Raw genomic sequence first — 22633 nt, forward strand, 5'->3', positions numbered from 1 at the left:
GGCAAATCCGGTCCGCGGCGGCGTTTGTGTACGGCGCGCGGTGCCCCTACGCGGGGATCCAGGCGTAGCAGCCCGTGGAGGTGAACTGGGCGGTGCCGGCCGGGACGTTGGCCGTGATCTTGTCACCGGCCTTGACGGGGGCCTCGGGGCCCGACGCGAGGACGGCGCCGTCCTTGTCCTTCGCCTCCCACGCGCAGGTGGAGCCCTGGGTCAGCGCCCGGTACGAGCCCGCCGCGGGCGACTGCCGGGTGCCGTCCGGGAAGCCCTTCTCCGCCGCGGCGAGGATCGGCTTCTGCTCCGGGCACAGGTAGGTGATCGCGTCCTTCGCGCCCGGGATCTCCCCGGCGACGATGGAACCGACCGCCGCGTCCTTGTCACGCTTGGCCGTGCGCTCCACCCGCTGGCAGGACTCCTGGCCGGTCTGCAGGACGGCCGCCGGGTCCATCTTCTCGGGAACCCGGCCGCTCAGGTACTTCTTCTCGTTCTCCTTGAAGCTGCCCGTCTTGGGGGTGAGCTTCGCGTCCGGCAGAACGGGTCCCGTCGGCTTCGCCTCGGGCGACGCGGCCGGGGCCGGCGCCGGGGCGTCCGCCGGGTCGGGTGCCGAGGACGAGGCCGGCGGCTTCGCCTTGGCCGCGCCGGCGTCGGCCTTGCCGTCACCGTCCGAGCTGCAGGCGGTCAGGGTCAGGGCGGCGGCCAGCAGAACAGCAGCCGCTGCGGAGCGTCGGTACATCAGGTGGCTCCCGTACTTACTGGGTACTCGGTGGACAGGGGTGCGGGGCCCGGCTGGCGCGCCGGGCCCCGCACTGTCGTCAGACGGTTACTTCGGGCCGAAGGTGAGGACCAGCTGCGGTGCGGCGTCCGCTGCCGTCGACTCCGAGGACCAGATCCACAGCGGGTCGGTGCCCGTGCTCGTCAGGCCCAGGCTGTAGCTGGAGTTCAGCACCGCGGAGAGCGCGGTGGTGTCCAGCGGCACGCTCTGGATAGCCGAGCCGTCCGGCACCGCCGAGATGGTGCCCAGCGCGGGGGCTCCCACGGCGGGCTTGGTGTTGAAGGTGGTTCCCGCACCGCTCCAGGTACCGGTGACCGGGACCACGGAGACGGTGTCGGCGGAGCCGGCGCCCGTCTGGGTCGTGGTCTTGATCTGGAGCGAGGCGGCCTTCAGGACCTGACCGGCCGGGGCGGCCGGGAGGTTGAAGCGCAGGTACGTCTCGTACACCGAGCCGCTGCCGCGCACCGCGAGGGAGGTGGCCGCGCCGTTGGCGGTGCTCGGGGCGCCCTGGTTGACGTAGGTGTCCTCGGTCGCGGAGACCTTGGAGACCGAGTCGGAGGGGGCCTTGGCCAGATCGAAGTGGTTCTTGATCTGGGCCTGGGACAGCGCCGTCGGGTAGACGGCCGTCTCGTCGATCTGACCGGCGAAGAAGTTGCTGGTCGGACGGGTCGGCCAGCTGCCGAGGTTGTCGCCGCCCACGTGCCAGTAACCGGCGTAGGAGGTGGAGTTGGTGACGTTCAGCGTGCCCTTGGACTGGCCGTCCACGTACAGCGCCATGCCCGCCGGGCCCTGCGTACCGACCACGTGGTGCCACTTGTTGTCGTTGAACGTGTCGAACAGACCGGTGGAGATGGTCCGGGTCGAGCCGTTGTAGACACCGAAGATGAGGCGACCGGTGTTGGTCATGTAGAGCTGCTTGTCGTACGTGCCGCTGCCGCGGTCCGTGTTGTTGCCGAAGCCGACCAGCTTGCCGCCGCGCGTGGTGTTCGTCTTGAACCACGTCTCGATGGTGTACGAGGCGCCGACCGACTGGCGGTGGTCGCTGTACAGCTGCTGGCTGGTGCCGTTGAAGCCCATCGCCGTGCTGGCGCCGGTGACGGCGCCGGGGGCCTGGCGCAGGGCCGGGGCGTTCACCTGGATGCCGCTGGTGTTGCCGCTGACCGAGGAGTCGGCGACGTACGGGCTGACGGTGTCGTCGTAGCGCCAGTACAGGTTGGCGCCGTCCGCGCGGACCTGGTTCGGGTACGTCTGGACCGAGGTCGGGACCGTCACGGACACGGAGGCCGACAGGGCGCTGGTGTTGCCCGCGCCGTCGGTCGCGGTGACCCGGTAGCTGTAGGACTGGCCGGCCTTGGCGGTGGCGTCGATCCAGGACGCCTGCGGGCGCTCCCACTCGACGGAGTCCGCGACCACGGTGGCGATCGGCGTGCCCGAGCCGTTGCGGTAGATGCGGTACGTCAGCTTGCTGTCGTCCTGGTCGTAGCTGGTGCGCCAGCGGACCTGGACCTCGTTCGGCTTGACGGCGGCGGCGCTGGCGACCGGGGTGGTCGGGGCGCCGACGTCGCCGGTGGAGGCGAAGCGGGTCAGACCCTGCTGCGGCTTGCCGTTGATCTGGGTGAATTCACCGCCGACCCACATGTACTTGACGTCGTTCTTCTCCGCCACGGCCATGACGCGCGGGCCGATGCCCTCGCCGAGGCCGTCGTTGGCGGTGGGGTGCCAGCCGAGCTTGCGCGGGCTGGCCACGAAACCGTCCACGGGCGCGGGGGCGGCGCCTTCGTAGTTGGTCGGCTGGGCCAGCAGGAAGTTGCGCTTGCCGTCGGGCCATTCGCCGTTGAGGGTGCAGTCGTGCGCGTGCGAGGAGCTGTAGAGCACACCCTCGTACGGCAGGACGAACTGCGTCGCGCCGAGGCAGCGGTCGCGCCACTTCTCGCTGAAGTCGCTGAGCCGCAGGCCGATGCGGCCGTCGAAGACACCGCCGCCGGAGCCCTCGTTGCCGGTGTAGAAGCCGGTGGCGTCGGTCGCGATCGTCTTGACGACCGAGTTCGACGGGATGTTGGTGTAGGTCTTGGCGACCGCGCCGGTCGTGGAGTTGACCACGGCGAGCGCGTGCGTGTTGGCGCCGTTGACCGAGAAGAAGTCGCCGCCCAGCAGCACGTTCTTGCCGTCGGGGGTGACCGCGACGGCGCGACCCGGCTCGTCCGCGTTGGCGGTGAAGGGCTTGAGCGCACCGGAGGTGGCGTCGACCGCGGCGAAGCGCTCGCGGGTCTGGTCCTCGACGGTGCCGAAGTCGCCGGCCGCGTACACGGTGTCGCCGGTGACGGCGAGGGCGCGCACGGTGGCGGGGAAGCTCGGGTGGAACGAGGCCTTGGGGGTGCAGGTCGCGATGTCGATCGCGGCGACGCTGGAGACGGGGGTGCCGTTGACCGCGCCGAAGTAGCCGCCCGCGTACAGCGTCTTGTTGTCGGGCGAGACGGTCAGGGTACGCACGGTGGCGCTGCCGTCGCCGATGGTGAAGGCGAGCTTGCAGGAGGTCGGGTTGCCCGTCGCGGCGTCGAGGGCGACGAAGTTCACGGCTTCCTGCTCGGCGCCGCTGCCGGCGCCGTCCGGCGGGCGGACCGCGGAGAAGGTACCGCCGGCGAAGACGGTGCCGTTCGCCTGGGCCATCGCCCAGACGATGCCGTTGGGCTGCCAGGTCGGCAGGTTGTCGGCGGTGAATGCCACTGGCGCCGTGATGGCTGACGCCTCGGGCATCAGCACCAGGCCTATGCCGGTGCCGGCACCGGCCAGTGACAGGACGAGGGCAGCAGTCAGCCCTCTGGATCTACGCATGAGCCCCCCAGGGCAATCGCCCGGTTTGATGGCTGGAACTATCCGATCAGCCATATGTACTGGCGCAGACTAGGGCTCACCTGAGGGCCCGGTCACCTCACTTGACCCATTGCATACCAACTTGGAATCAACAGGTTCAGCATGGAGGGTGCACTACGGACATACGGCAGCTTTGCCCCGGTCACACCCACAGAGAACTGTGCGAATGACCGGGACACGGCAAAGCGTAGGGGAAATATAAGGCCTAGCGGTCGATGCGGACGGTCACGCCCGCCAGTTGGTCCTCGACCTGGCGGATGTCGGCGTCAACCATGATCTTGGCCAGATCCGCCACCAGGACCGTCGGCTTCCAGCCGAGCAGTTCATGGGCCTTGGAGGCGTCTCCGATGAGGGCGTCGACCTCGCTGGGACGCTCGTACTTGGGGTCGTAGCGCACGTGCTCGTTCCAGTCGAGCCCGGCGTGGCCGAAGGAGGCCTCGACGAACTCGCGGACGGTGGCTGCGACGCCGGTGGCCACGACGTAGTCGGTGGGCTCGTCCTGCTGGAGCATGCGCCACATGGCGTCCACGTACTCCGGGGCGTAGCCCCAGTCGCGGACGGCGTCGAGGTTGCCGAGGTAGAGCTTCTCCTGGAGGCCGGCCTTGATCCGGGCGACCGCGCGGGTGATCTTGCGGGTCACGAAGGTCTCGCCGCGGCGCGGGGACTCGTGGTTGAAGAGGATCCCGTTGACGGCGAACATGTCGTACGCCTCGCGGTAGTTCACCGTGGTCCAGTACGCGAAGACCTTGGCCGCGCCGTACGGGCTGCGCGGGTGGAAGGGGGTGCCCTCGTTCTGCGGGGGCGGGGTGGCCCCGTACATCTCCGAGGAGGAGGCCTGGTAGATGCGGGTGTCGACCCCGCTGGCCCGGATGGCCTCCAGCAGGCGCAGGGCGCCGAGGCCGGTCACGTCACCGGTGTAGAGGGGCGCGTCGAAGGAGACCCGGACGTGCGACTGGGCGCCGAGGTTGTAGACCTCGTCGGGGCGTATGTCGCGGAGCAGGTTCACCAGCGCGACCCCGTCGGACAGGTCCGCGTGGTGCAGCACGAAGGAACGATTCGCCGTCTGCGGGTCCTGGTAGATGTGGTCGATCCGCTCCGTGTTGAAGCTGGAGGACCTCCGCACGAGCCCGTGCACCGTGTAGCCCTTGGAGAGCAGGAGCTCGGCGAGGTACGAGCCGTCCTGCCCGGTGACGCCGGTGATCAGCGCGGTCTTGCCCATGGGGTCCCCCTGGTGGTGGTTGCTGTTCGTGGTGTGGTGAGGCTGTGCCTCGGAGTGGGTGCGGCAGGCCCCGGCAGGGGGACGTGCCGAGCGTACGGGCCAGGGCCCGGGGGCTGGATGGGTACCGTACACGCCCGGTCCGGCCACCTTTGCGGCGGATTCGCTCGGGCGCGGGGCTGCCCCGCAGCGCGCGGGAACGGACTGGCATCATCGGCGGTATGACAAGTTCGCCGCTCCTGCCCCCGAACGCTCGCGTCTTCGTCGCCGGCCACCGCGGCCTCGTGGGGTCGGCGGTCGTCCGCCGGCTCACCGCGGACGGCCACGAGGTGCTGACCCGGGGCCGAGCCGACCTCGACCTGCGCGACGCCGCCGCGACCGGGGCGTACCTGAAGGACGCCCGACCCGATGCCGTCGTGCTGGCTGCCGCCAAGGTCGGCGGGATCATGGCCAACAGCACGTACCCGGTGCAGTTCCTGGAGGACAACCTCAAGATCCAGCTCAGCGTCATCGCCGGCGCGCACGCCGCCGGCGTGAACCGCCTGCTGTTCCTCGGGTCCTCCTGCATCTACCCGAAGCTGGCCCCGCAGCCGATCAGCGAGGACGCCCTGCTGACCGGCCCGCTGGAGCCGACCAACGAGGCGTACGCCCTCGCGAAGATCGCGGGCATCGTCCAGGTCCAGTCGTACCGCAAGCAGTACGGGGCCTCGTACATCTCGGCCATGCCGACGAACCTCTACGGCCCGGGCGACAACTTCGACCTGGAGTCCTCGCACGTGCTGCCCGCCCTCATCCGGCGCTTCCACGAGGCCGCCGCCGAGGGCCGCGAGGAGGTCACCCTGTGGGGCTCGGGCACTCCGCGCCGGGAGTTCCTGCACGTGGACGACCTGGCGGCGGCCTGCGCGGTGCTGCTGGAGCGCTACGACGGCGACGAGCCCGTCAACATCGGCTGCGGCGAGGACCTGACCATCAAGGAGCTGGCCGAGACGGTCGCCGAGGTGACCGGCTTCCAGGGCCGGCTCGCCTGGGACACCTCCAAGCCGGACGGCACCCCGCGCAAGCTCCTGGACGTCGGCCGACTGACCTCGCTGGGGTGGAAGCCCGGGATCCCGCTGCGGGACGGCATCGCCTCCACCTACCGGTGGTGGCGCGAGCAGAGCTGATCGCAAAGCAGCGGCCCCTCAGTACGCTCCGCGGCCGTCGACGACGGCGCGGAGGGTACGGCCCATGACGTCGACATCGCTGGTGAAGGACCAGTTGTCGACGTACTGCAGATCCAGCTGAATCGTTTCATCCCAGGACAGGTCGGACCGTCCGCTGATCTGCCACAGCCCCGTCATCCCCGGCCGGACGGTGAGCCTGCGCAGCTCGACCTCGTCGTACTGCGCCACCTCCTCCGGCAGCGGGGGCCGCGGGCCGACCAGCGACATGTGTCCGGCCAGTACGTTGAACAGCTGCGGCAGTTCGTCCATGGACGTACGGCGCAGCAGCCGGCCCACCCGGGTCACCCGGGGGTCGCGGCGCATCTTGAACATCAGGCCGTCGTTCTCGTTGGCCGCGGACAGCTCCGACTTGCGCGCGTCCGCGTCGACGACCATGGTGCGGAACTTCCACATGACGAACGGGGCTCCGTCGCGGCCGATGCGCCGCTGCCGGTAGAAGGCGGGGCCGCGCGAGCCCGCGCGGATCCCCAGGAAGATGGCGAGGAACAGCGGCGCCAGCACGACCAGCCCGAGGGCGGCCCCCACGCGGTCCAGCACCGATTTCAGGACGGTCTGCACGCCCCGGCTCACCGGCGGCGCCACGCGCAGCACGGCCAGTCCGCCCGCGGTCAGGGTCTCCAGTCGCTTGACGGAGACCTCCACCAGCCCCGGGAAGACGGCCAGTTCGAGCCCGGCGTCGTGCAGGGCCCACACCACGCGGCGCAGCCGCTCCCCGCCGATCCGCACCCCCGGCGCCACGAGCACCAGGTCGGCGTGGTGGCTGGCGACGGCTCCGAGCACGGCGGCGGAGTCCCCGTGCGGGGCCTGCGGCATGTCCGTGTCCAGCCGGGCCGCCACGGGCACCCCGCTGACCATGGAGCCGGCGCCGACCGGGACCACGCCGACGACGACGTACGGGTGGTCGGTGCGCGCGGCCAGGTGCGCGATGACGGTCTCGGCGGCGTCGGGCTCGCCGATGACCAGCACCCGGCTCACGGCGTGCGCCTCGCGGCGGGCCGCGGAGAGGTGGCGGTAGGTCAGCTTGTGGCAGGCGACGGTGATGAGGAGAGCGGGCAGCAGGGCGCCGAGCGCGGACAGCCGCGGGGTGTTCTCGCCGGTCACGACCCGGGCGACGGCGAGGACGCCGATGAGAATCAGCCAGTCGTGTACGACGGGCAGGACACCGCGGGACTCGCCGAGCACGCGGGACGCGTAGCGCCGGCGCATCGCCTGCACCCCGGTCCAGGCCAGAGCGGCGCCGACGGCGCAGTAGACCGGCCGGACCTGCTGCGCGGCCTCGAAGACGAGTCCCACGGGAACGGCCGCGCCGAGGAAATCGGCGGAGACTGCGGCGGGCAGGTACCAGCGGGCCTTGTCTCCGAGCCGACGTGCGGGCAGGGCTGCCCTCGACGAATCAGCAGCCGTTCTGGCCACTCTTTGCGCAGGAAAATGGACATGCCTCATGGGCCCCCCTGGCACGTGGTCTATGACAGTGGCGCGTGTCCGCGGCTTCCCCGGGCAGCGGTCATCTGGCGCACCGGGAAACAGTACGACAAACACCCGTACGGTAGATGCCGTTTGCGTGAACGAGACCTCTCGTTGCTCAAGTGTTAGCAACCGGTATCAGCTGTTCCGAATGTCGGACTCCCACGTCCCACACGAAGGTGAATGGTTCGGATACCGGATGCGTCTCTTCGGACAACGAACTGTTTCCAGCCAACCTTTTGACGCGGCCCTGACATCAGCGCCCGCAGGTGGCACTCTTCGACCGTTCATCGCACCAGCCCTGATCTGCCCGGAGGCCCACCCAGCCGTCCGGAACCCCCCTTGCAGAAGGAGTCTGCGTTGAGTCCCACCCCCCAGAGGCGTGCCACCGCGGCCGGCGCGCTCGTTGCCGCGGCAGCGCTGCTCGCCGTCGGCATACAGGCCGGAACCGCATCCGCCGACGCCACCGCGTCGCAGGCCCGCTCGGCTCAGCCCAACTCGGGCGCCGCCAACCGCGCACTCAGCGCTTCGGAGCGTGCGACGCTCCTCGCCGAGGCCAACTCCACCACCGCGCAGGCGGCCAAGGCCCTCGGCCTCGGCGGCGGCGAGAAGCTCGTCGTGCGCGACGTGGTCAAGGACGCGGACGGCACCACGCACACCACCTACGAGCGGACCTACGACGGTCTGCCCGTACTCGGCGGTGACCTGACCGTCCACGCCAAGGACGGCGCCACCAAGAGCGTCACCAAGGCCACCAACCACGAGATCAAGGTGGCGGACACCTCCGCCACCGTCACCCCGGCCGCGGCCGACGGTGCCGCGATCTCCGCCGCCAACTCGGCGGGTGCCAAGGACGCCAAGCCCTCCCAGGGCGCCCGCAAGGTGATCTGGGCGGCCGAAGGCGCGCCGGTCCTCGCCTACGAGACCATCGTCGGCGGCCTCCAGCACGACGGCACCCCGAGCGCCCTGCACGTGATCACCAACGCCAAGACCGGCGCGAAGATCACCGAGTGGCAGGCCATCGAGACCGGCACCGGCAACACGATGTACAGCGGCCAGGTCACGCTGGGCAGCTCGCAGTCGGGCAGCAACTTCACGCTGACCGACGCCGGGCGCGGCGGCCACAAGACCTACGACCTCAACGGTGGCAGCTCCGGCACCGGCACGCTCTTCACGAACACCACCGACGTCTGGGGCAGCGGCGCCGCCTCCAACCGGGCGACCGCCGCCGCGGACGCCCACTACGGCGCCCAGCTGACGTGGGACTACTACAAGAACGTGCACGGCCGCAACGGCCTGCGCAACGACGGCGTCGCCCCCTACAGCCGGGTCCACTACGGCAACGCGTACGTCAACGCGTTCTGGGACGACTCCTGCTTCTGCATGACGTACGGCGACGGCACCAGCAACACGCACCCGCTGACGTCCATCGACGTGGCCGCGCACGAGATGACCCACGGTCTGACCTCGGTCACCGGCAACATGACCTACTCGGGCGAGCCCGGCGGCCTGAACGAGGCGACCTCCGACATCATGGCGGCGGCCGTCGAGTTCAACGCCAACAACCCGTCAGACGTCGGTGACTACCTCGTCGGCGAGAAGATCGACATCAACGGCGACGGCACCCCGCTGCGCTACATGGACAAGCCGAGCAAGGACAACGGCTCCAAGGACGCGTGGTACTCGGGCATCGGCTCCATCGACGTCCACTACTCCTCGGGTCCGGCGAACCACGTCTTCTACCTGATGTCCGAGGGCTCCGGCGCCAAGGTCATCAACGGCGTCAGCTACAACTCGCCGACCTCGGACAACCTCCCGGTCACCGCGATCGGCCGCGACGCCGCCGCGAAGATCTGGTTCCGCGCGCTGACGGTCGGCTACTTCAAGTCGAACACCAACTACGCGGCCGCCCGTACGGCGACCCTCCAGGCCGCTGCCGACCTGTACGGCGCGAACTCGGTCACGTACAACAACGTGGCCAACGCCTGGGCCGGCATCAACGTCGGTGCCCGGCCGCCGCAGCAGGGCGTCTCGGTCACCGCGATCGCCAACCAGACCACCCAGATCAACACCGCTGTGAGCCTGCAGGTCCAGGCGACCAGCACCAACCCGGGTGCGCTGAGCTACGCGGCGACCGGCCTGCCTGCCGGCCTGTCGATCAACTCCTCGACCGGTCTGATCTCGGGCACGGCGACCACGGCGGGCACGTCCAACGTGACCGTCACGGTGACCGACTCCGCCTCCAAGACGGGGACGGCGTCCTTCACCTGGACCGTCGGGACCAGCCAGCAGAACGTCTTCGAGAACACGGCCGACTACGCGATCGCCGACAACGCGACCGTCGAGTCCCCGATCACCGTGACCCGCACCGGCAACGCGCCGAGCACCCTCAAGGTGGACGTCAACATCGTCCACACCTACATCGGTGACCTGAAGGTCGATCTGGTCGCCCCTGACGGCAGCGTCTACAACCTGCACAACCACTCCGGTGGCAGTGCGGACAACATCGTCAAGAGCTACACGGTGAACGCGTCCTCCGAGGTCGCCCAGGGCGTCTGGAAGCTCCGGGTCAACGACAACGCGAACCTGGACACCGGCAAGATCGACAGCTGGAAGCTCACCTTCTGACCCGACCCCGCCAGGGCCAGGAATGAAGCAGAGCTGAACCGATAGACCACGGGGCCGCCCGGGAGCAGACCTCCCCGGGCGGCCCTGTTCCATGCGCCCGTGTTCCATCCGGCCCTTCCTGTACGGGACCTGCTCCCCCAGGGGCGGGACCTTCGCCGCCGGTCGGCCGGGCCGCCCCGGGGAGGGCCGGCGGCGCGGAACGCGCCTGACCGGACGTCGAAAGGGCCCGGCACCCCACAGGGGGCGCCGGACCCTTTCGCGCAGGGGACCGGTGGATCAGCCGACGGAGCGGAAGATGCTGCCGAAGAGGTCGCTCTGCTCGGCGTCGTTCGTGCGGCGGTCCTCGTCGTCGTCACGGTCGTGACGTGCGTCGTGGCGGCCCTCGTTGTCGCTGTCGCTGTTGTTGTTGTTGTTGTGGTTGTTGTGGTGGCGGGTCGGCTTGAAGAGGACCGACCGGACCTCGAGGTCGTGCGCCCGCTCGCCCGGCTGCAGGGCCTCGACGGCCTCGCCGCCACAGTTGCGGTCCTCGAAGAGCAGCGCCAGCGACTCGGTCGCGTTGCGCACCTCGAAGGCCGGGTGGCCCCCGGAGGCGTGCGTCAGCCGGTAGCAGGTGTCGTTGTCGGCGGGCTCGATCCGGCCGCGGCGCGTTTCACCGTCCTCGTCGGTGTACCGGTAGCGCAGCTCGCCCAGGCTGGTGCGGTCGTCGTCGTGGTCGTTGGCCAGGGACTGCCCCGCGGTGGGAAGGACGAGGGCGAGGGCGGCGAGGGCCGCGGCGGCGGTGGTGCGAAGACGCATGAAGAAGTCCGTTTCTCGGGTTTCGAGGATGCCGGGTCCGGTGACATCCGCCGGAAGCGTAGGAGCGGACGGAACTGCCGAAACGATTCAGCATGCGCAGCGCGTTCGAAGGTTCACCCTCACGGACCGCCCGGGCGGGCCGAACGCCGCATCGCCGGGGCGTACGCGAACGCCCCGGACCCGGACGGGGTGCGGGGCGTCCGCGCGCCGGGACGCTCAGGCGGCGGCGCGTTCCGGGGCCGCGGCCCCGGCCGGAGCCGGCCTGCGGACCAGCACGAACAGGACCAGCGCGCCCACCAGGCCCATGACTCCCGAGACCCAGAAGGTGTCCTTCAGCCCGCTCGCGAAGGCCGCCCCGATCCACTGCCCGGCCCCCGGGTCCGCGTGCAGCAGCTCGCCCGCCCGGCCGGTGGCCAACGCCTCGGCCGTGCCGTGCGGTTGGCCGGAGCCGTCGAGGCCGTCGCTCAGCCCGGCCTGGAAGACCGCGCCGAGCACCGCGATGCCCAGGGCCATGCCGAGCTGCCGCGCGGTGTTCAGGGCGCCGCCCGCCATGCCCGCCCGGGCCGGGGCCACCGCCCCCATCGCGGCGGCCGCCAGCGCCGGGGAGGCCAGGCCCACGCCCGCACCGGTGGCGATCATGCCCGCCAGCAGCGCCACCCAGCCGTCACCGGCGTCCAGCATCCAGCCCTGGAGCAGCGCGCCGATCCCGATGAGCAGCAGCCCGCCGCCGATGGTCAGCCGCGCCGAAGCCCCGTGCAGCAGCTTTCCGGACGCCGCGGAGACGAAGAAGGCGGCCAGGCTGAGCGGCACCAGCACCAGACCCGCGCCGACCGGGCCCATCCCCTCGGCGGACTGCAGCCACATGGACACGTACATGAGGTAGCCGAACGCGGCGCCGGACATCAGCAGCGCGGCGGTCATGACGGCCACGAAGGTCGGGCTGCGGAACAGCGAGAGGTCCAGCATCGGGCGGGAGCTGCGCAGTTCGACGAGGACGAAGGCGGCGAAGGCCACCACGCCGAGGCCGAACAGGCCCAGGGTGGTGCCGGAGGTCCAGCCGTTCTCGCCGACCCGGATCAGGGCGTACGTGACGACGCCCGCGCCCGCCGTGAAGGTGGCCATGCCGGGCAGGTCGAGACCCTGGGCCTGCGGGTTGCGGGACTCGGCGACGGCCTTGAGGGTGACGTACACGGCGAGCGCGCAGACGGGCAGGTTGATGAAGAAGATCCAGCGCCAGCCGAACTGCTCCGTCAGCAGCCCGCCGATGATCGGGCCGGCCGCGGCGGCGGCGCCGTTGACCGCGCCCCAGACGCCGAAGGCGACCCCGCGGTCCCGGCCCTGGTAGGCCCCGCTCAGCAGGGCCATGGTGGTGGCGAACATCGCGGCGCCGCCGACGCCCTGGACGGCGCGGAAGGCGATCAGCGCGCCGGGGCCGTCGGCCAGGCCGCAGGCGAGCGAGGCGGCGGCGAAGAGGCCGAGCCCGCCGAGGTAGACGCGGCGCCGGCCGATCCGGTCGGCGAGCGAGCCCGCGCCCAGCAGCAGGGCGGCGAGCGCGAGGGCGTATATGTCCATCACCCACTGCAGCTCGGCGAATCCGGTGTGCATGTCGGCGGCCATGTCCGGCAGGGCGACGGTCACGATCGTGACGTCGACCAGGAGCATGAAGGCCCCGAGGCACACCGCGGTCAACGGCAGCCACTTACGCATGGGAGGTCTCCTCGGGGTAAAAGTCGCCAGTTCGTGCACAGCAGTGTCCGGCAGGACTTCCGCTGACCTCAAGGTCTCAGCTGCTCCCGCGATACCCACAGCCACGCTCCCGGATCTGCCGGATTTCCATCACTGCAGGCCCTGACATGATGGAAAGCATGGATCCCGTGGAACTGGACACCCTCGATCAAGCCCTGATCCAGGCGCTGATGATCGACGGTCGAGCGTCCTTCAGCCGTCTCTCCGAGGTACTGGAGGTCTCCGACCAGACCGTCGTACGCCGCTACCGGCGGCTGCGCGGCAGCGGGCTGGCCCGGGTCGTCGGACTGCCGATGGGCCGGCGCGTCGGCCTCTTCGAGTCCTGGCTCCGGGTGCAGTGCGCGCCGGACGCCGCGCCGGCGGTGGCGGAGGCGCTCGCCCGCCGCCCCGACATCGCCTGGGTGAACCTCTGCTCCGGCGGCACCGACATCCATTGCATGACCAAGGCCCGCACCCGCGAGGACCGCGACGCCCTGCTGCTGGACAAGTTGCCGCGCACCCGCCGGGTGACCGGGGTGACGGCCCACACCCTCCTGCGGATGTTCAGCGGCGGCCCCGAGCGGTGGATCGGCCTCGACGTACTGGGCCCCGGCCAGGTCGCCGCCCTGGAGCCGCCCCGGCCGCCGGCGCCGGGGACGCGGCCGCGGTACGGGCTGGACGAAACGGAGCTGGCCCTGCTGGCGGTGCTCGGGCAGGACGGCCGGGCCGGCTACCCGGAACTGGCCCGGGCCACCGGCCTGTCGGAGTCCACCGCCCGGCGCCGGCTGGAGCGGCTGCGCGAGCAGGGCGCCATGTACTTCGACGTGGAGATCGTGCCGCGCACGCTCGGGTACGAGGCGGAGACGACCCTGATGCTGACCGTGGACCCGGCGAGCCTCGCGGAGGCGGGCGCCGCGCTGGGCAGCCACCCCGAGGTGCCGTTCGCGGCCGCCGTGACCGGCGCGGCGAACCTGCTGGCCGTGGTGATCTGCCGGGACACCGACGCCCTCTACACGTACCTGACCCAGCGGATCGGCGCGGTGCCCGGGATCCGGCAGATGGAGGTCATCCCGACCCTGAAGAACATCAAGCGGGCCGGGATGCTCGTGGAGGACGGGCGGCTGATCGACCCGCCGCCCGCCTCCTGACCCGGGCGCGTGCCGCTAGCGCAGCACCACCCCGGCTCCCGCGGCCGGGTCCCCGGCGTCCGTGGCCACCGGGCCGGCGACCAGGCCCAGTTCGGCCGGGGTCGCCAGCAGCGGATGCGTCGGCAGGATCCGTACCGTGTACCCGAAGGGCCCCGTACGGTCGAGGGCGAGCGGGCCCTCGTACACCCAGCGGCCCTCCAGGTCCGGCCCGCCGGCCGGTTTGAGCGGGAAGGGCCGCGCGTCCCGGATGACGTCCTGCGCGTCGACCCGCCCGGCGACGGCCTGCACCTCCACGTCCTCGGGCGCGAGCGCGTCGAGGGAGACCTGGACGCGCAGGGTGAGCGTGGCCCCGAGTTCGGCGGTGCCGTTGACCGGACCCGCGGCCAGCGCCTCCACGTGCTCGACCCGCAGCTGCGGCCAGGCCGCCCGGACCCGGCCCTTCCACCAGGCGAGGTCCCGCGCCGCGTCGGGGCCGAGGGCGCGGTGGGCGAGCGCGGCCGGTGCGTACAGGCGCTCCACGTACTCCCGCACCATCCGTCCCGCCAGCACCTTCGGCCCCAGCGAGACGAGGGTGCGCCGGACCATCTCGATCCACCGCACGGGAAGCCCGCTGCGGCCGGCCCGGTCGTAGAAGCGCGGCGCGACCCGGCCCTCGATCAGGTCGTAGAGGGCGTTCGCCTCCAGGTCGTCGCGCCGGTCCTCGTCCGCGCCCAGGCCGTCTGCGGTCGGGATGGCCCAGCCGAAGTCCGGCTCGAACCACTCGTCCCACCAGCCGTCCAGCACCGACAGGTTGAGGCAGCCGTTCAGCGCCGCCTTCATCCCGCTGGTCCCGCACGCCTCCAGCGGCCGCAGCGGGTTGTTCAGCCAGACGTCGCAGCCCGGGTAGAGCTTCTGCGCCATGGCCATGCCGTAGTCGGGCAGGAACACGATCCGGTGCCGCACGCGCGGATCGTCCGAGAAGCGCACCAGCTCCTGCACGAGCCGCTTGCCGCCGTCGTCGGCCGGGTGCGCCTTGCCCGCCACGACGATCTGCACCGGCCGGTCCGGGTCCAGCAGCAGCCTGCGCAGCCGCTCCGGGTCGCGCAGCATCAGCGTGAGCCGCTTGTACGAGGGAACGCGCCGGGCGAAGCCGATCGTCAGCACGTCCGGGTCGAGGACCGAGTCCACCCAGCCCAGTTCGGCCTCGGCGGCCCCGCGCTGGCGCCACGAGGCGCGCACGCGTTCCCGTACCTCCTGGACCAGCTGCTCCCGCAGCACCCGGCGCAGGTCCCACACGTCCTGGTCGGGGATGTCGGCGACGGCGTCCCAGCGCTGCGAACCGCCGACGGACAGCGCGTCCTCGGTGCGCCCGGCCCCGATCTGGCGGGCGCCGAGCCGGACCACCTCGGGGGCCACCCAGGTCGGGGCGTGCACCCCGTTGGTGACCGAGGTGATGGGCACGTCGGCCGGGTCGAAGCCGGGCCACAGCCCGGCGAACATCTCCCGGCTGACGGCGCCGTGCAGGGTGGACACGCCGTTGGCCCGCTGGGCCAGGCGCAGCCCCATGACCGCCATGTTGAACACCCCGGGGTCGCCGCCGGGGTACGTCTCCGCGCCGAGCTCCAGGATCCGCTCGACCGGCACCCCGGGCAGTTCGCCGCCGTCCCCGAAGTGCCGGGCGACCAGGGCCCGGTCGAAGCGGTCGATTCCGGCGGGGACGGGCGTGTGCGTGGTGAACACGGTCCCGGCGCGGACGGCTTCGACGGCGGCGTCGAAGCCGAGCCCCTGCTGCCCCTCCAGTTCCCTTATGCGCTCGAGCCCCAGGAACCCGGCGTGGCCCTCGTTGGTGTGGAAGACCTCGGGATCGGGGTGCCCGGTGATCCGGCAGTACGTGCGCACCGCGCGCACCCCGCCGATGCCGAGCAGCATCTCCTGCAGCAGCCGGTGGTCGCTGCCGCCGCCGTAGAGCCGGTCGGTCACCTCCCGGGCGACGGCGTCGTTGTCCTCGACGTCGGAGTCCAGCAGCAGCAGCGGCACCCGGCCGACGCGGGCCTGCCAGACGTGCGCGTGCAGGGAGCGCCCGCCGGGGAGGGTCAGGGACACCCGGGCGGGCACCCCGTCCTCCTCTCGCACGAGCGAGACGGGCAGTTCGTTGGGATCCAGCACCGGGTAGTGCTCCTGCTGCCAGCCGTCCCGGGAGAGGGACTGGCGGAAGTACCCGTGCCGGTAGAGCAGTCCGACGCCGATGAGCGGCACGCCGAGGTCGCTGGCGGACTTGAGGTGGTCCCCGGCGAGGATCCCGAGCCCGCCGGAGTACTGGGGAAGGGCGGCGGTGATTCCGAACTCGGGGGAGAAATAGGCGATCGAGGCGGGCAGTGCCGCGCCGGCCTCGTGGCTCTGGTACCACCTCCCGCCGTGGACGTAGTCATCGAGGTCGGCGGCGACGACGGCGAGCCGCCGCAGGAACCGCCGGTCCCCGGCCAGCTCCTCCAGCCGCGCGGCGGAAACGGCACCGAGCAGCCGGACGGGATCACCGCCGGCGGCCTGCCAGCCCTCGGGGTCGACGGATTGGAACAGCTCGCGGGTCTCCGCATGCCACGACCAGCGCAGATTGCGCGCGAGATCGGCGAGCGGCAAGAGGGTCTCGGGGAGTACGGGGCGCACGGTGAATCGACGGATAGCCTTCACGTGTTCCACCTTCGCAGGGGATTACGGATCGGAGCGGCCGCACCACGCTGTGCACCCGCCTATCACCCCCGGAAGGCTAGCGAGACGGCCTCGGCTCGGCCATGGCGCCTCGAGGGGTGTCCAGTGCTGTGGCCGGGAAGGTTTGCCGGGTCGCGGTGTCCGGTGCGGTGCATCGCAAGGCGGAGGACCGCGTCTCGTACCGGACGTACTTGCGCGGTCCGACAACACGGCGAGGCGCCGTACCGGGCGCCGCGACGCGGTGAACCTTTCCGGTCACAGCACTAGCCGGTCGGGCCGGGCTCCCGGGGCGGGGTGTCCAACAGGTCCGCCAGGTACGGGCGCAGGGGTTCCGGGAGGGACTCGGGCGGCAGCGTGCGCAGGATCGCGAGCGCGGGCGCGTCCAGGAAACGGGCGAGCCGCAGCAGGGCGCCCAGCTCGGACTCCAGTGCGGTGGGGTCCGTTTCCCGTGCGGCGGCACGGGCCAGCGCGGCGCACAGGGCGCCGCCCTCGTCCGGGGCCCAGGAGTCGGGCCAGTCCGAGGCCTCGTCGGCGGCGGCCTCCCGCGCCCGCGGGTCGGCCGCGCGCAGGCGCCGGACGTGACGCAGGAGCGCGGAGTCGGCGTCCAGCCGGTCCCACTGGCCCAGCGTCCGGGCTCCGGGTCCCGACAGCAGCACCCGGGCGGAGCAGGAGGGGTCCAGCCGGTCGACGGCCCGGCGGTGGAACTCGATGCGTTCGAGCACCACCCGCTCCCCGGCCGGGGTACAGAAGGCCAGACCGGGGCGCGGCACCCCGCGCAGGCAGCGCACCACGGCCAGGGTCGCCGCGCCGGCGGGTTCCACGGGCTCGGCGATCCCCAGCCGGGCCGCCCGCGCGAGCAGCCCGCGCAGGGCCGGGGCCTCGGAGGGTATCCGGGTCAGGCCGTCCAGGGCCCGGTCGGCCAGGGCCGCTTCGAAGGCCGGCAGGGCGGCGAGCTGCGCCGCCAGGGCGTCGGCGTCGTCCTCCGTTCGGGCGATTTCGGCCAGCGCGGCGGCCAGGAAGCGCTCCTCCTCGGGGGCCCAGGCCACGCCGGCGGCCTCCCGCGCGGCCGTCGCCCGCAGCGCGCCGTCGGGCGCGCGCAGCCGGCGTACGTGGTCCAGGGCCGCGGGGTCGGGGGCGCGCAGGGAGCCGGCGCGGAAGGTGAGGGTCAGGGCCGGGCCGATGACGCGGACGTCGAGGCGTCCGTCCGGCCCGGGTACGGCGCTCACCTCGTGCGGGACCGGGCTGCCGAGGCCGGCTGCCCGGACCTGCGTCACCGCGTCGAAGACGAGGAACTTGAGGTGGTGGTACCCGGCGGGCTTGTCCCACTCGAAGCCGAGGGTGACGGACGGGCCGCGCTCGTCGAGGTGGAGGTACAGCAGCTCGCCGGCGGCCCAGTCAGGGGTGTTCATAGAAGGTCCTCGCCGTGGTGGGCGGCAGCACGGGGTACAGCCTGCGGTCCATGGCGCCGGTGAACTCCCGGGGTCCGCTCTCGTCGCCCCGGTGGACGCTGACGTGCGTCACGTGCAGCTCCCGGTGTGCGCCGAAGGCGAGTGCGATCCGCTGCCCGCGCACGGTGACCGCGAGCCGCTGCCCGGTGGTCGGGGTGAGGGTGACGTCGGCCGTCGCCGGGGGCTCCCACCGGTCCAGCCGGAAGTCTTCGACGGCGAGGAAGTTCAGGTGGCACTGCACGGTGTCCCCCTTCGTCTCGCGCGGCAGGTCGATCCGCAACACCACGGCCTGTCCCCAGCCGTCGGGGTGCACGGACCTGACCCGCACACCGGCCAGAGCGGGCGGACGGCCTTCGAAGAAGCCGCCGAGGGGATCCCCGTTGGTGATGAATTCTTGCCATGCACTGGTGCCCATACGCCATTGTCGCGCGCCCCCGCGGGCCCTGCGGACAGCCCCGAAGACGGTGCGGCAGGGGCGGGTGGGACGGGCGGGGAGGGCAGTGGCTCGATGTACATCGGTTGGTGGTTGCCGACTTGACGGAGCCTCGGCGGATGTCGAGAGGGGCCTTGGTCATGCCCCGGCCACTACGTACGAGTAGTTAACCCAGCACGCGGATTGGGCCGGGTGAGAGTGGGAAGGGCTCCCCGCGTACGCGCACGGCACACCCTCCCCCGACCTCTCCCGCCACCCGAGTGAACGCGGACAGGAGCGGCCATGCCCGCAGCCCAGCCGTCCACTGAGCGGCTAGAAACAGAGCGAACAGAGCGTGCACGACCAGCCGGAGGTCCGGCTGGGTTGTTGTCACCGAGCCCTGCGAACTGCCCCCAGGTGATCCCATCATGATCGGTCGCATTCCCGTGCTGGACGTCCGCCCCGCCGTCGACTGCGGCGTCAGACCCGCCAAGGCGGTCGTGGACGAGGTCTTCGAGATCTCGGCCACCGTGTTCCGTGAAGGGCACGACGCCGTCGCCGCCCACGTCGTACTCCGAGATCCGAGCGGGCGGCTGCGGCCCCCCGTGCCCCTGCGCGAGCTCGCCCCCGGCACCGACCGGTGGGGGGCCCGCGTGTCCGCCGAAGTCGAGGGGAGGTGGACGTACACCGTCGAGGCGTGGAGTGACCCGGTGGCCACCTGGCGGGCCCATGCGGCGATCAAGATCCCCGCCGGGATCGACGCCGGGCTGACCCTGCTGGAGGGTGCGGAGCTCTACGACCGGGCGGCCGCCAAGGTCCCCAAGCGGGACGGTCGCGAGCACCTCCTCGCCGCCGCCGACGCCATGCGCGACGAGGACCGCGCCACCGCCGTGCGGTACGCGGCCGCCCTCGCCCCCCAGGTGGACGCGGTGCTCGCGAAGCGCCCGTACCGCGAGCTGGTCACCGCCTCCAAGCCGCTGCCGCTGCTGGTCGAGCGCAAGCGGGCCCTCTTCGGCTCCTGGTACGAGATGTTCCCCCGCTCGGAGGGCGCCGTGCTGGAGCCCGGCGCGGCGCCGGTCAGCGGGACCTTCCGGACCGCCGCCGAGCGGCTCCCGGCCATCGCGGCCATGGGCTTCGACGTGGTCTACCTGCCGCCCATCCACCCGATCGGGAGCACGTACCGCAAGGGCCCGAACAACACGCTCTCCGCGGGGAGTTGGGATCCGGGCGTGCCCTGGGCCATCGGCTCCACCGAGGGCGGGCACGACGCCGTCCACCCCGACCTCGGCACGATCGAGGACTTCGACGCCTTCGTGGCCAAGGCCCGCGAGCTGCGGATCGAGGTCGCCCTCGACTTCGCCCTCCAGTGCTCCCCCGACCACCCCTGGGTGGAGAAGCACCCCGAGTGGTTCCGCCACCGCGCCGACGGGACGATCGCCTACGCCGAGAACCCGCCGAAGAAGTACCAGGACATCTTCCCGATCCACTTCGACACCGACATGGCCGGCATCGTCGAGGAGACCCTGCGGGTCCTGCGCCACTGGATGGACCACGGTGTCCGCATCTTCCGGGTGGACAATCCGCACACCAAGCCGGTCGTCTTCTGGCAGAAGGTGATCGCGGACATCAACAAGTCGGACCCCGACGTGATCTTCCTCGCCGAGGCCTTCACCCGCCCCGCGATGATGCGCGCGCTCGCCTCCGTAGGGTTCCAGCAGTCCTACACGTACTTCACCTGGCGCAACACCAAGGCCGAGCTGACCGAGTACCTGACCGAGCTCTCCTCGCCCCGGTCCGCCGCCGTCATGCGGCCGAATTTCTTCGTCAACACCCCCGACATCCTGCACGCCTACCTTCAGCGGGGCGGCCGCCCCGCCTTCGAGGTCCGTGCGGTGCTCGCCGCGACCCTGTCCCCCACCTGGGGGATCTACGCCGGCTACGAACTCTGCGAGAACAGCCCGGTCAGGGAGGGCAGCGAGGAGTACCTGGACTCCGAGAAGTACGAGTTCCGGCCACGCGACTGGGCCGCCGCCGACCGCGACGGCACCACCATCGCCCCGCTGATCACCTCCCTGAACCGGCTGCGCCGCCGCAATCCGGCGCTCCAGCAGCTGCGCGACATCCATTTCCATTCGACCGACAACGAACAGGTGATCGCCTATTCGAAGCATGCCGGAGCCAATTCCGTACTGGTGGTCGTCAACCTCGATCCGCACCACACCCAGGAGGCCACGGTCTCGTTGGACATGCCGGTACTCGGCCTCGACTGGCACGGGTCCCTCGCGGTGCGCGACGAGCTCACCGGCGAGACCTATCACTGGGGCAGGGCCAACTACGTGCGCCTAGAGCCGGGCCGCACGCCCGCGCACGTACTGGCGGCTCTGCGACCGTCCCCGCCCACCGGAGGGTCACCCACCACATGATGATCAACGATCCCGTCCACGACACCTTCGAGGACACCCCCGCCAAGGACCGCGATCCCGACTGGTTCAAGCGGGCCGTCTTCTACGAGGTCCTCGTCCGCTCCTTCCACGACAGCAACGGCGACGGCGTGGGGGACCTCCAGGGGCTCACCGCCAAGCTCGACTACCTCCAGTGGCTCGGCGTCGACTGCCTCTGGCTGCCCCCGTTCTTCGCCTCGCCGCTGCGCGACGGCGGCTACGACGTCTCCGACTACACCTCCGTGCTGCCCGAGTTCGGCGACCTGGCCGACTTCGTGGAGTTCGTGGACGCCGCGCACCAGCGCGGCATGCGGGTGATCATCGACTTCGTCATGAACCACACGAGCGACCAGCACGAGTGGTTCCAGCAGTCCCGCAAGGACCCCGACGGGCCCTACGGCGACTACTACATGTGGGCCGACAACGACAAGCAGTACCAGGACGCCCGCGTCATCTTCATCGACACCGAGACCTCGAACTGGACCTACGACCCGCTGCGCAAGCAGTACTACTGGCACCGGTTCTTCTCGCACCAGCCGGACCTCAACTTCGAGAACCCGGCCGTGCAGGAGGAGATCGTCTCCGCCCTCCGCTTCTGGCTCGACCTCGGCATCGACGGGTTCCGGCTCGACGCCGTCCCGTACCTGTACGCCGAGGAGGGGACCAACTGCGAGAACCTGCCGCGCACCCACGAACTGCTCAAGCGGGTGCGGGCGGAGATCGACGCGCACTACCCCGACACCGTGCTGCTCGCCGAGGCCAACCAGTGGCCCGAGGACGTCGTGGACTACTTCGGGGACTTCGCGAAGGGCGGGGACGAGTGCCACATGGCGTTCCACTTCCCCGTCATGCCGCGCATCTTCATGGCCGTCCGAAGAGAGTCCCGCTACCCGGTCTCCGAGATCCTGGCCAAGACCCCGGCGATCCCGGACCGCTGCCAGTGGGGGATCTTCCTGCGCAACCACGACGAGCTGACGCTCGAGATGGTCACCGACGAAGAGCGCGACTACATGTACGCCGAGTACGCCAAGGACCCGCGGATGCGGGCCAACATCGGCATCCGGCGCCGGCTCGCCCCGTTGTTGGACAACGACCGCAACCAGATGGAGCTGTTCACCGCTCTGCTGCTGTCGCTGCCCGGCTCGCCGGTGCTGTACTACGGCGACGAGATCGGCATGGGCGACAACATCTGGCTGGGCGACCGTGACGGCGTCCGCACCCCCATGCAGTGGACCCCGGACCGCAACGCCGGTTTCTCCTCCTGCGATCCGGGCAGGCTGAACCTGCCGGTCATCATGGACCCCGTTCACGGGTACCAGGTCACCAACGTCGAGGCCGCGATGGCCTCGCCCTCGTCGCTGCTGCACTGGACCCGCCGGCTGATCGAGATCCGCAAGGCGAACCCCGCCTTCGGACTCGGCTCGTACACCGAACTGCCGTCGTCGAACCCGGCGGTGCTCGCGTTCCTGCGCGAGTACGGGGACGACCTGGTGCTGTGCGTGCACAACTTCTCGCGCTTCGCGCAGCCCACCGAGCTGGATCTGCGGTCGTTCAACGGACGGGTCCCGGTGGAGCTCACCGGTGACGTGCGCTTCCCGCCGATCGGCGAGTGGCCGTACCTGCTGACCCTGGCGGGCCACGGCTTCTACTGGTTCCGGCTGCGCACCGAATAGCAGGCCGAGTACGGGGCGGGCAGCTCGAATGGGTCAATCGCCCGCCCCTGTACGGATCATCCTGACCCGACACTCGCACATACCGGAGTAGCAACTGCCGCACATCCGGGACACTCTGCGCATTCTGTGACGGCC

At 71.2% G+C, this 22633-nt stretch carries 14 protein-coding genes; 5 read left to right on the top strand and 9 right to left on the bottom strand.

The window, feature by feature from the left end:
• Nucleotides 1–46: 46 nt before the first annotated feature.
• The 3 genes from ACFWBF_RS20415 to gmd form a co-directional block, all read right to left on the bottom strand.
• Entirely contained in the window at nucleotides 47–730 is a 684-nt protein-coding gene (locus ACFWBF_RS20415) for a hypothetical protein (RefSeq protein WP_385603544.1), read from the bottom strand.
• A gap of 87 nt (nucleotides 731–817) precedes the next feature.
• Nucleotides 818–3601: a LamG-like jellyroll fold domain-containing protein gene (locus ACFWBF_RS20420; protein WP_385603547.1), complete on the bottom strand. Its 2784-nt coding sequence runs from the start codon at nucleotides 3599–3601 to the stop codon at nucleotides 818–820.
• Nucleotides 3602–3845: 244 nt separating this feature from the next.
• Nucleotides 3846–4859, bottom strand: coding sequence for a GDP-mannose 4,6-dehydratase (gene gmd, locus ACFWBF_RS20425; protein ID WP_385603550.1), 1014 nt, complete (start codon nucleotides 4857–4859; stop codon nucleotides 3846–3848).
• Nucleotides 4860–5077: 218 nt separating this feature from the next.
• Between gmd and ACFWBF_RS20430 the strand changes: the two genes are divergently transcribed.
• On the top strand, nucleotides 5078–6019 hold the full coding sequence (locus tag ACFWBF_RS20430; protein WP_385603553.1) for a GDP-L-fucose synthase family protein: 942 nt from the start codon (nucleotides 5078–5080) through the stop codon (nucleotides 6017–6019).
• An 18-nt stretch (nucleotides 6020–6037) separates the two neighbouring features.
• On the opposite strand, the gene ACFWBF_RS20435 is transcribed toward ACFWBF_RS20430, so the two are convergent.
• The gene (locus tag ACFWBF_RS20435) at nucleotides 6038–7522 is read right to left on the bottom strand and encodes a sugar transferase (protein WP_385603556.1); all 1485 of its coding nucleotides are present in this window, start codon (nucleotides 7520–7522) and stop codon (nucleotides 6038–6040) included.
• A gap of 381 nt (nucleotides 7523–7903) precedes the next feature.
• Between ACFWBF_RS20435 and ACFWBF_RS20440 the strand changes: the two genes are divergently transcribed.
• Nucleotides 7904–10171 carry a M4 family metallopeptidase gene (locus tag ACFWBF_RS20440; RefSeq protein WP_385603559.1) on the top strand — a complete coding sequence of 756 codons (2268 nt, stop codon included), beginning with the start codon at nucleotides 7904–7906 and terminating at the stop codon, nucleotides 10169–10171.
• Nucleotides 10172–10447: 276 nt separating this feature from the next.
• Here ACFWBF_RS20440 and ACFWBF_RS20445 read toward each other — a convergent pair whose 3' ends face one another.
• Nucleotides 10448–10966: a hypothetical protein gene (locus tag ACFWBF_RS20445; RefSeq protein WP_385603562.1), complete on the bottom strand. Its 519-nt coding sequence runs from the start codon at nucleotides 10964–10966 to the stop codon at nucleotides 10448–10450.
• A gap of 216 nt (nucleotides 10967–11182) precedes the next feature.
• Complete coding sequence (locus tag ACFWBF_RS20450; RefSeq protein ID WP_385603566.1) at nucleotides 11183–12673, bottom strand: DHA2 family efflux MFS transporter permease subunit; 1491 nt, start codon at nucleotides 12671–12673, stop codon at nucleotides 11183–11185.
• Between the two features lie 158 nt (nucleotides 12674–12831).
• Between ACFWBF_RS20450 and ACFWBF_RS20455 the strand changes: the two genes are divergently transcribed.
• Complete coding sequence (locus ACFWBF_RS20455; RefSeq protein WP_385603569.1) at nucleotides 12832–13839, top strand: Lrp/AsnC family transcriptional regulator; 1008 nt, start codon at nucleotides 12832–12834, stop codon at nucleotides 13837–13839.
• A gap of 15 nt (nucleotides 13840–13854) precedes the next feature.
• Here the strand turns inward: ACFWBF_RS20455 and glgP are convergent, their stop codons facing one another.
• The 3 genes from glgP to ACFWBF_RS20470 form a co-directional block, all read right to left on the bottom strand.
• Nucleotides 13855–16506: an alpha-glucan family phosphorylase gene (gene glgP, locus ACFWBF_RS20460; RefSeq protein ID WP_385603572.1), complete on the bottom strand. Its 2652-nt coding sequence runs from the start codon at nucleotides 16504–16506 to the stop codon at nucleotides 13855–13857.
• A gap of 281 nt (nucleotides 16507–16787) precedes the next feature.
• On the bottom strand, nucleotides 16788–17933 hold the full coding sequence (locus ACFWBF_RS20465; protein ID WP_385603575.1) for a hypothetical protein: 1146 nt from the start codon (nucleotides 17931–17933) through the stop codon (nucleotides 16788–16790).
• Nucleotides 17920–18387, bottom strand: a complete 468-nt coding sequence (locus tag ACFWBF_RS20470) for a hypothetical protein (protein WP_385603578.1) — start codon at nucleotides 18385–18387, stop codon at nucleotides 17920–17922. The genes ACFWBF_RS20465 and ACFWBF_RS20470 overlap by 14 nt, the downstream gene beginning before the upstream one ends.
• 425 nt (nucleotides 18388–18812) lie before the next feature.
• On the opposite strand from ACFWBF_RS20470, the gene ACFWBF_RS20475 reads away from it, so the two are divergent.
• Nucleotides 18813–20807 (top strand): maltotransferase domain-containing protein, encoded by a 1995-nt coding sequence (locus ACFWBF_RS20475; protein WP_385603581.1) that lies wholly within the window; start codon nucleotides 18813–18815, stop codon nucleotides 20805–20807.
• Nucleotides 20804–22498, top strand: coding sequence for a maltose alpha-D-glucosyltransferase (gene treS / locus ACFWBF_RS20480; RefSeq protein ID WP_385603585.1), 1695 nt, complete (start codon nucleotides 20804–20806; stop codon nucleotides 22496–22498). The genes ACFWBF_RS20475 and treS overlap by 4 nt, the downstream gene beginning before the upstream one ends.
• The last annotated feature ends 135 nt before the right edge of the window (nucleotides 22499–22633 follow it).

This window comes from Streptomyces sp. NPDC060028, from assembly GCF_042736725.1.
Taxonomy (GTDB): Bacteria; Actinomycetota; Actinomycetes; order Streptomycetales; family Streptomycetaceae; genus Streptomyces.

Coding starts and splice junctions, on each gene's coding strand:
- ACFWBF_RS20415 (WP_385603544.1), bottom strand. CDS start 730: ATGTACCGACGCTCCGCAGCGGCTGCTGTTCTGCTGGCCGCCGCCCTG.
- ACFWBF_RS20420 (WP_385603547.1), bottom strand. CDS start 3,601: ATGCGTAGATCCAGAGGGCTGACTGCTGCCCTCGTCCTGTCACTGGCC.
- gmd (WP_385603550.1), bottom strand. CDS start 4,859: ATGGGCAAGACCGCGCTGATCACCGGCGTCACCGGGCAGGACGGCTCG.
- ACFWBF_RS20430 (WP_385603553.1), top strand. CDS start 5,078: ATGACAAGTTCGCCGCTCCTGCCCCCGAACGCTCGCGTCTTCGTCGCC.
- ACFWBF_RS20435 (WP_385603556.1), bottom strand. CDS start 7,522: ATGAGGCATGTCCATTTTCCTGCGCAAAGAGTGGCCAGAACGGCTGCT.
- ACFWBF_RS20445 (WP_385603562.1), bottom strand. CDS start 10,966: ATGCGTCTTCGCACCACCGCCGCCGCGGCCCTCGCCGCCCTCGCCCTC.
- ACFWBF_RS20450 (WP_385603566.1), bottom strand. CDS start 12,673: ATGCGTAAGTGGCTGCCGTTGACCGCGGTGTGCCTCGGGGCCTTCATG.
- ACFWBF_RS20455 (WP_385603569.1), top strand. CDS start 12,832: ATGGATCCCGTGGAACTGGACACCCTCGATCAAGCCCTGATCCAGGCG.
- ACFWBF_RS20465 (WP_385603575.1), bottom strand. CDS start 17,933: ATGAACACCCCTGACTGGGCCGCCGGCGAGCTGCTGTACCTCCACCTC.
- ACFWBF_RS20470 (WP_385603578.1), bottom strand. CDS start 18,387: ATGGGCACCAGTGCATGGCAAGAATTCATCACCAACGGGGATCCCCTC.
- ACFWBF_RS20475 (WP_385603581.1), top strand. CDS start 18,813: ATGATCGGTCGCATTCCCGTGCTGGACGTCCGCCCCGCCGTCGACTGC.
- treS (WP_385603585.1), top strand. CDS start 20,804: ATGATGATCAACGATCCCGTCCACGACACCTTCGAGGACACCCCCGCC.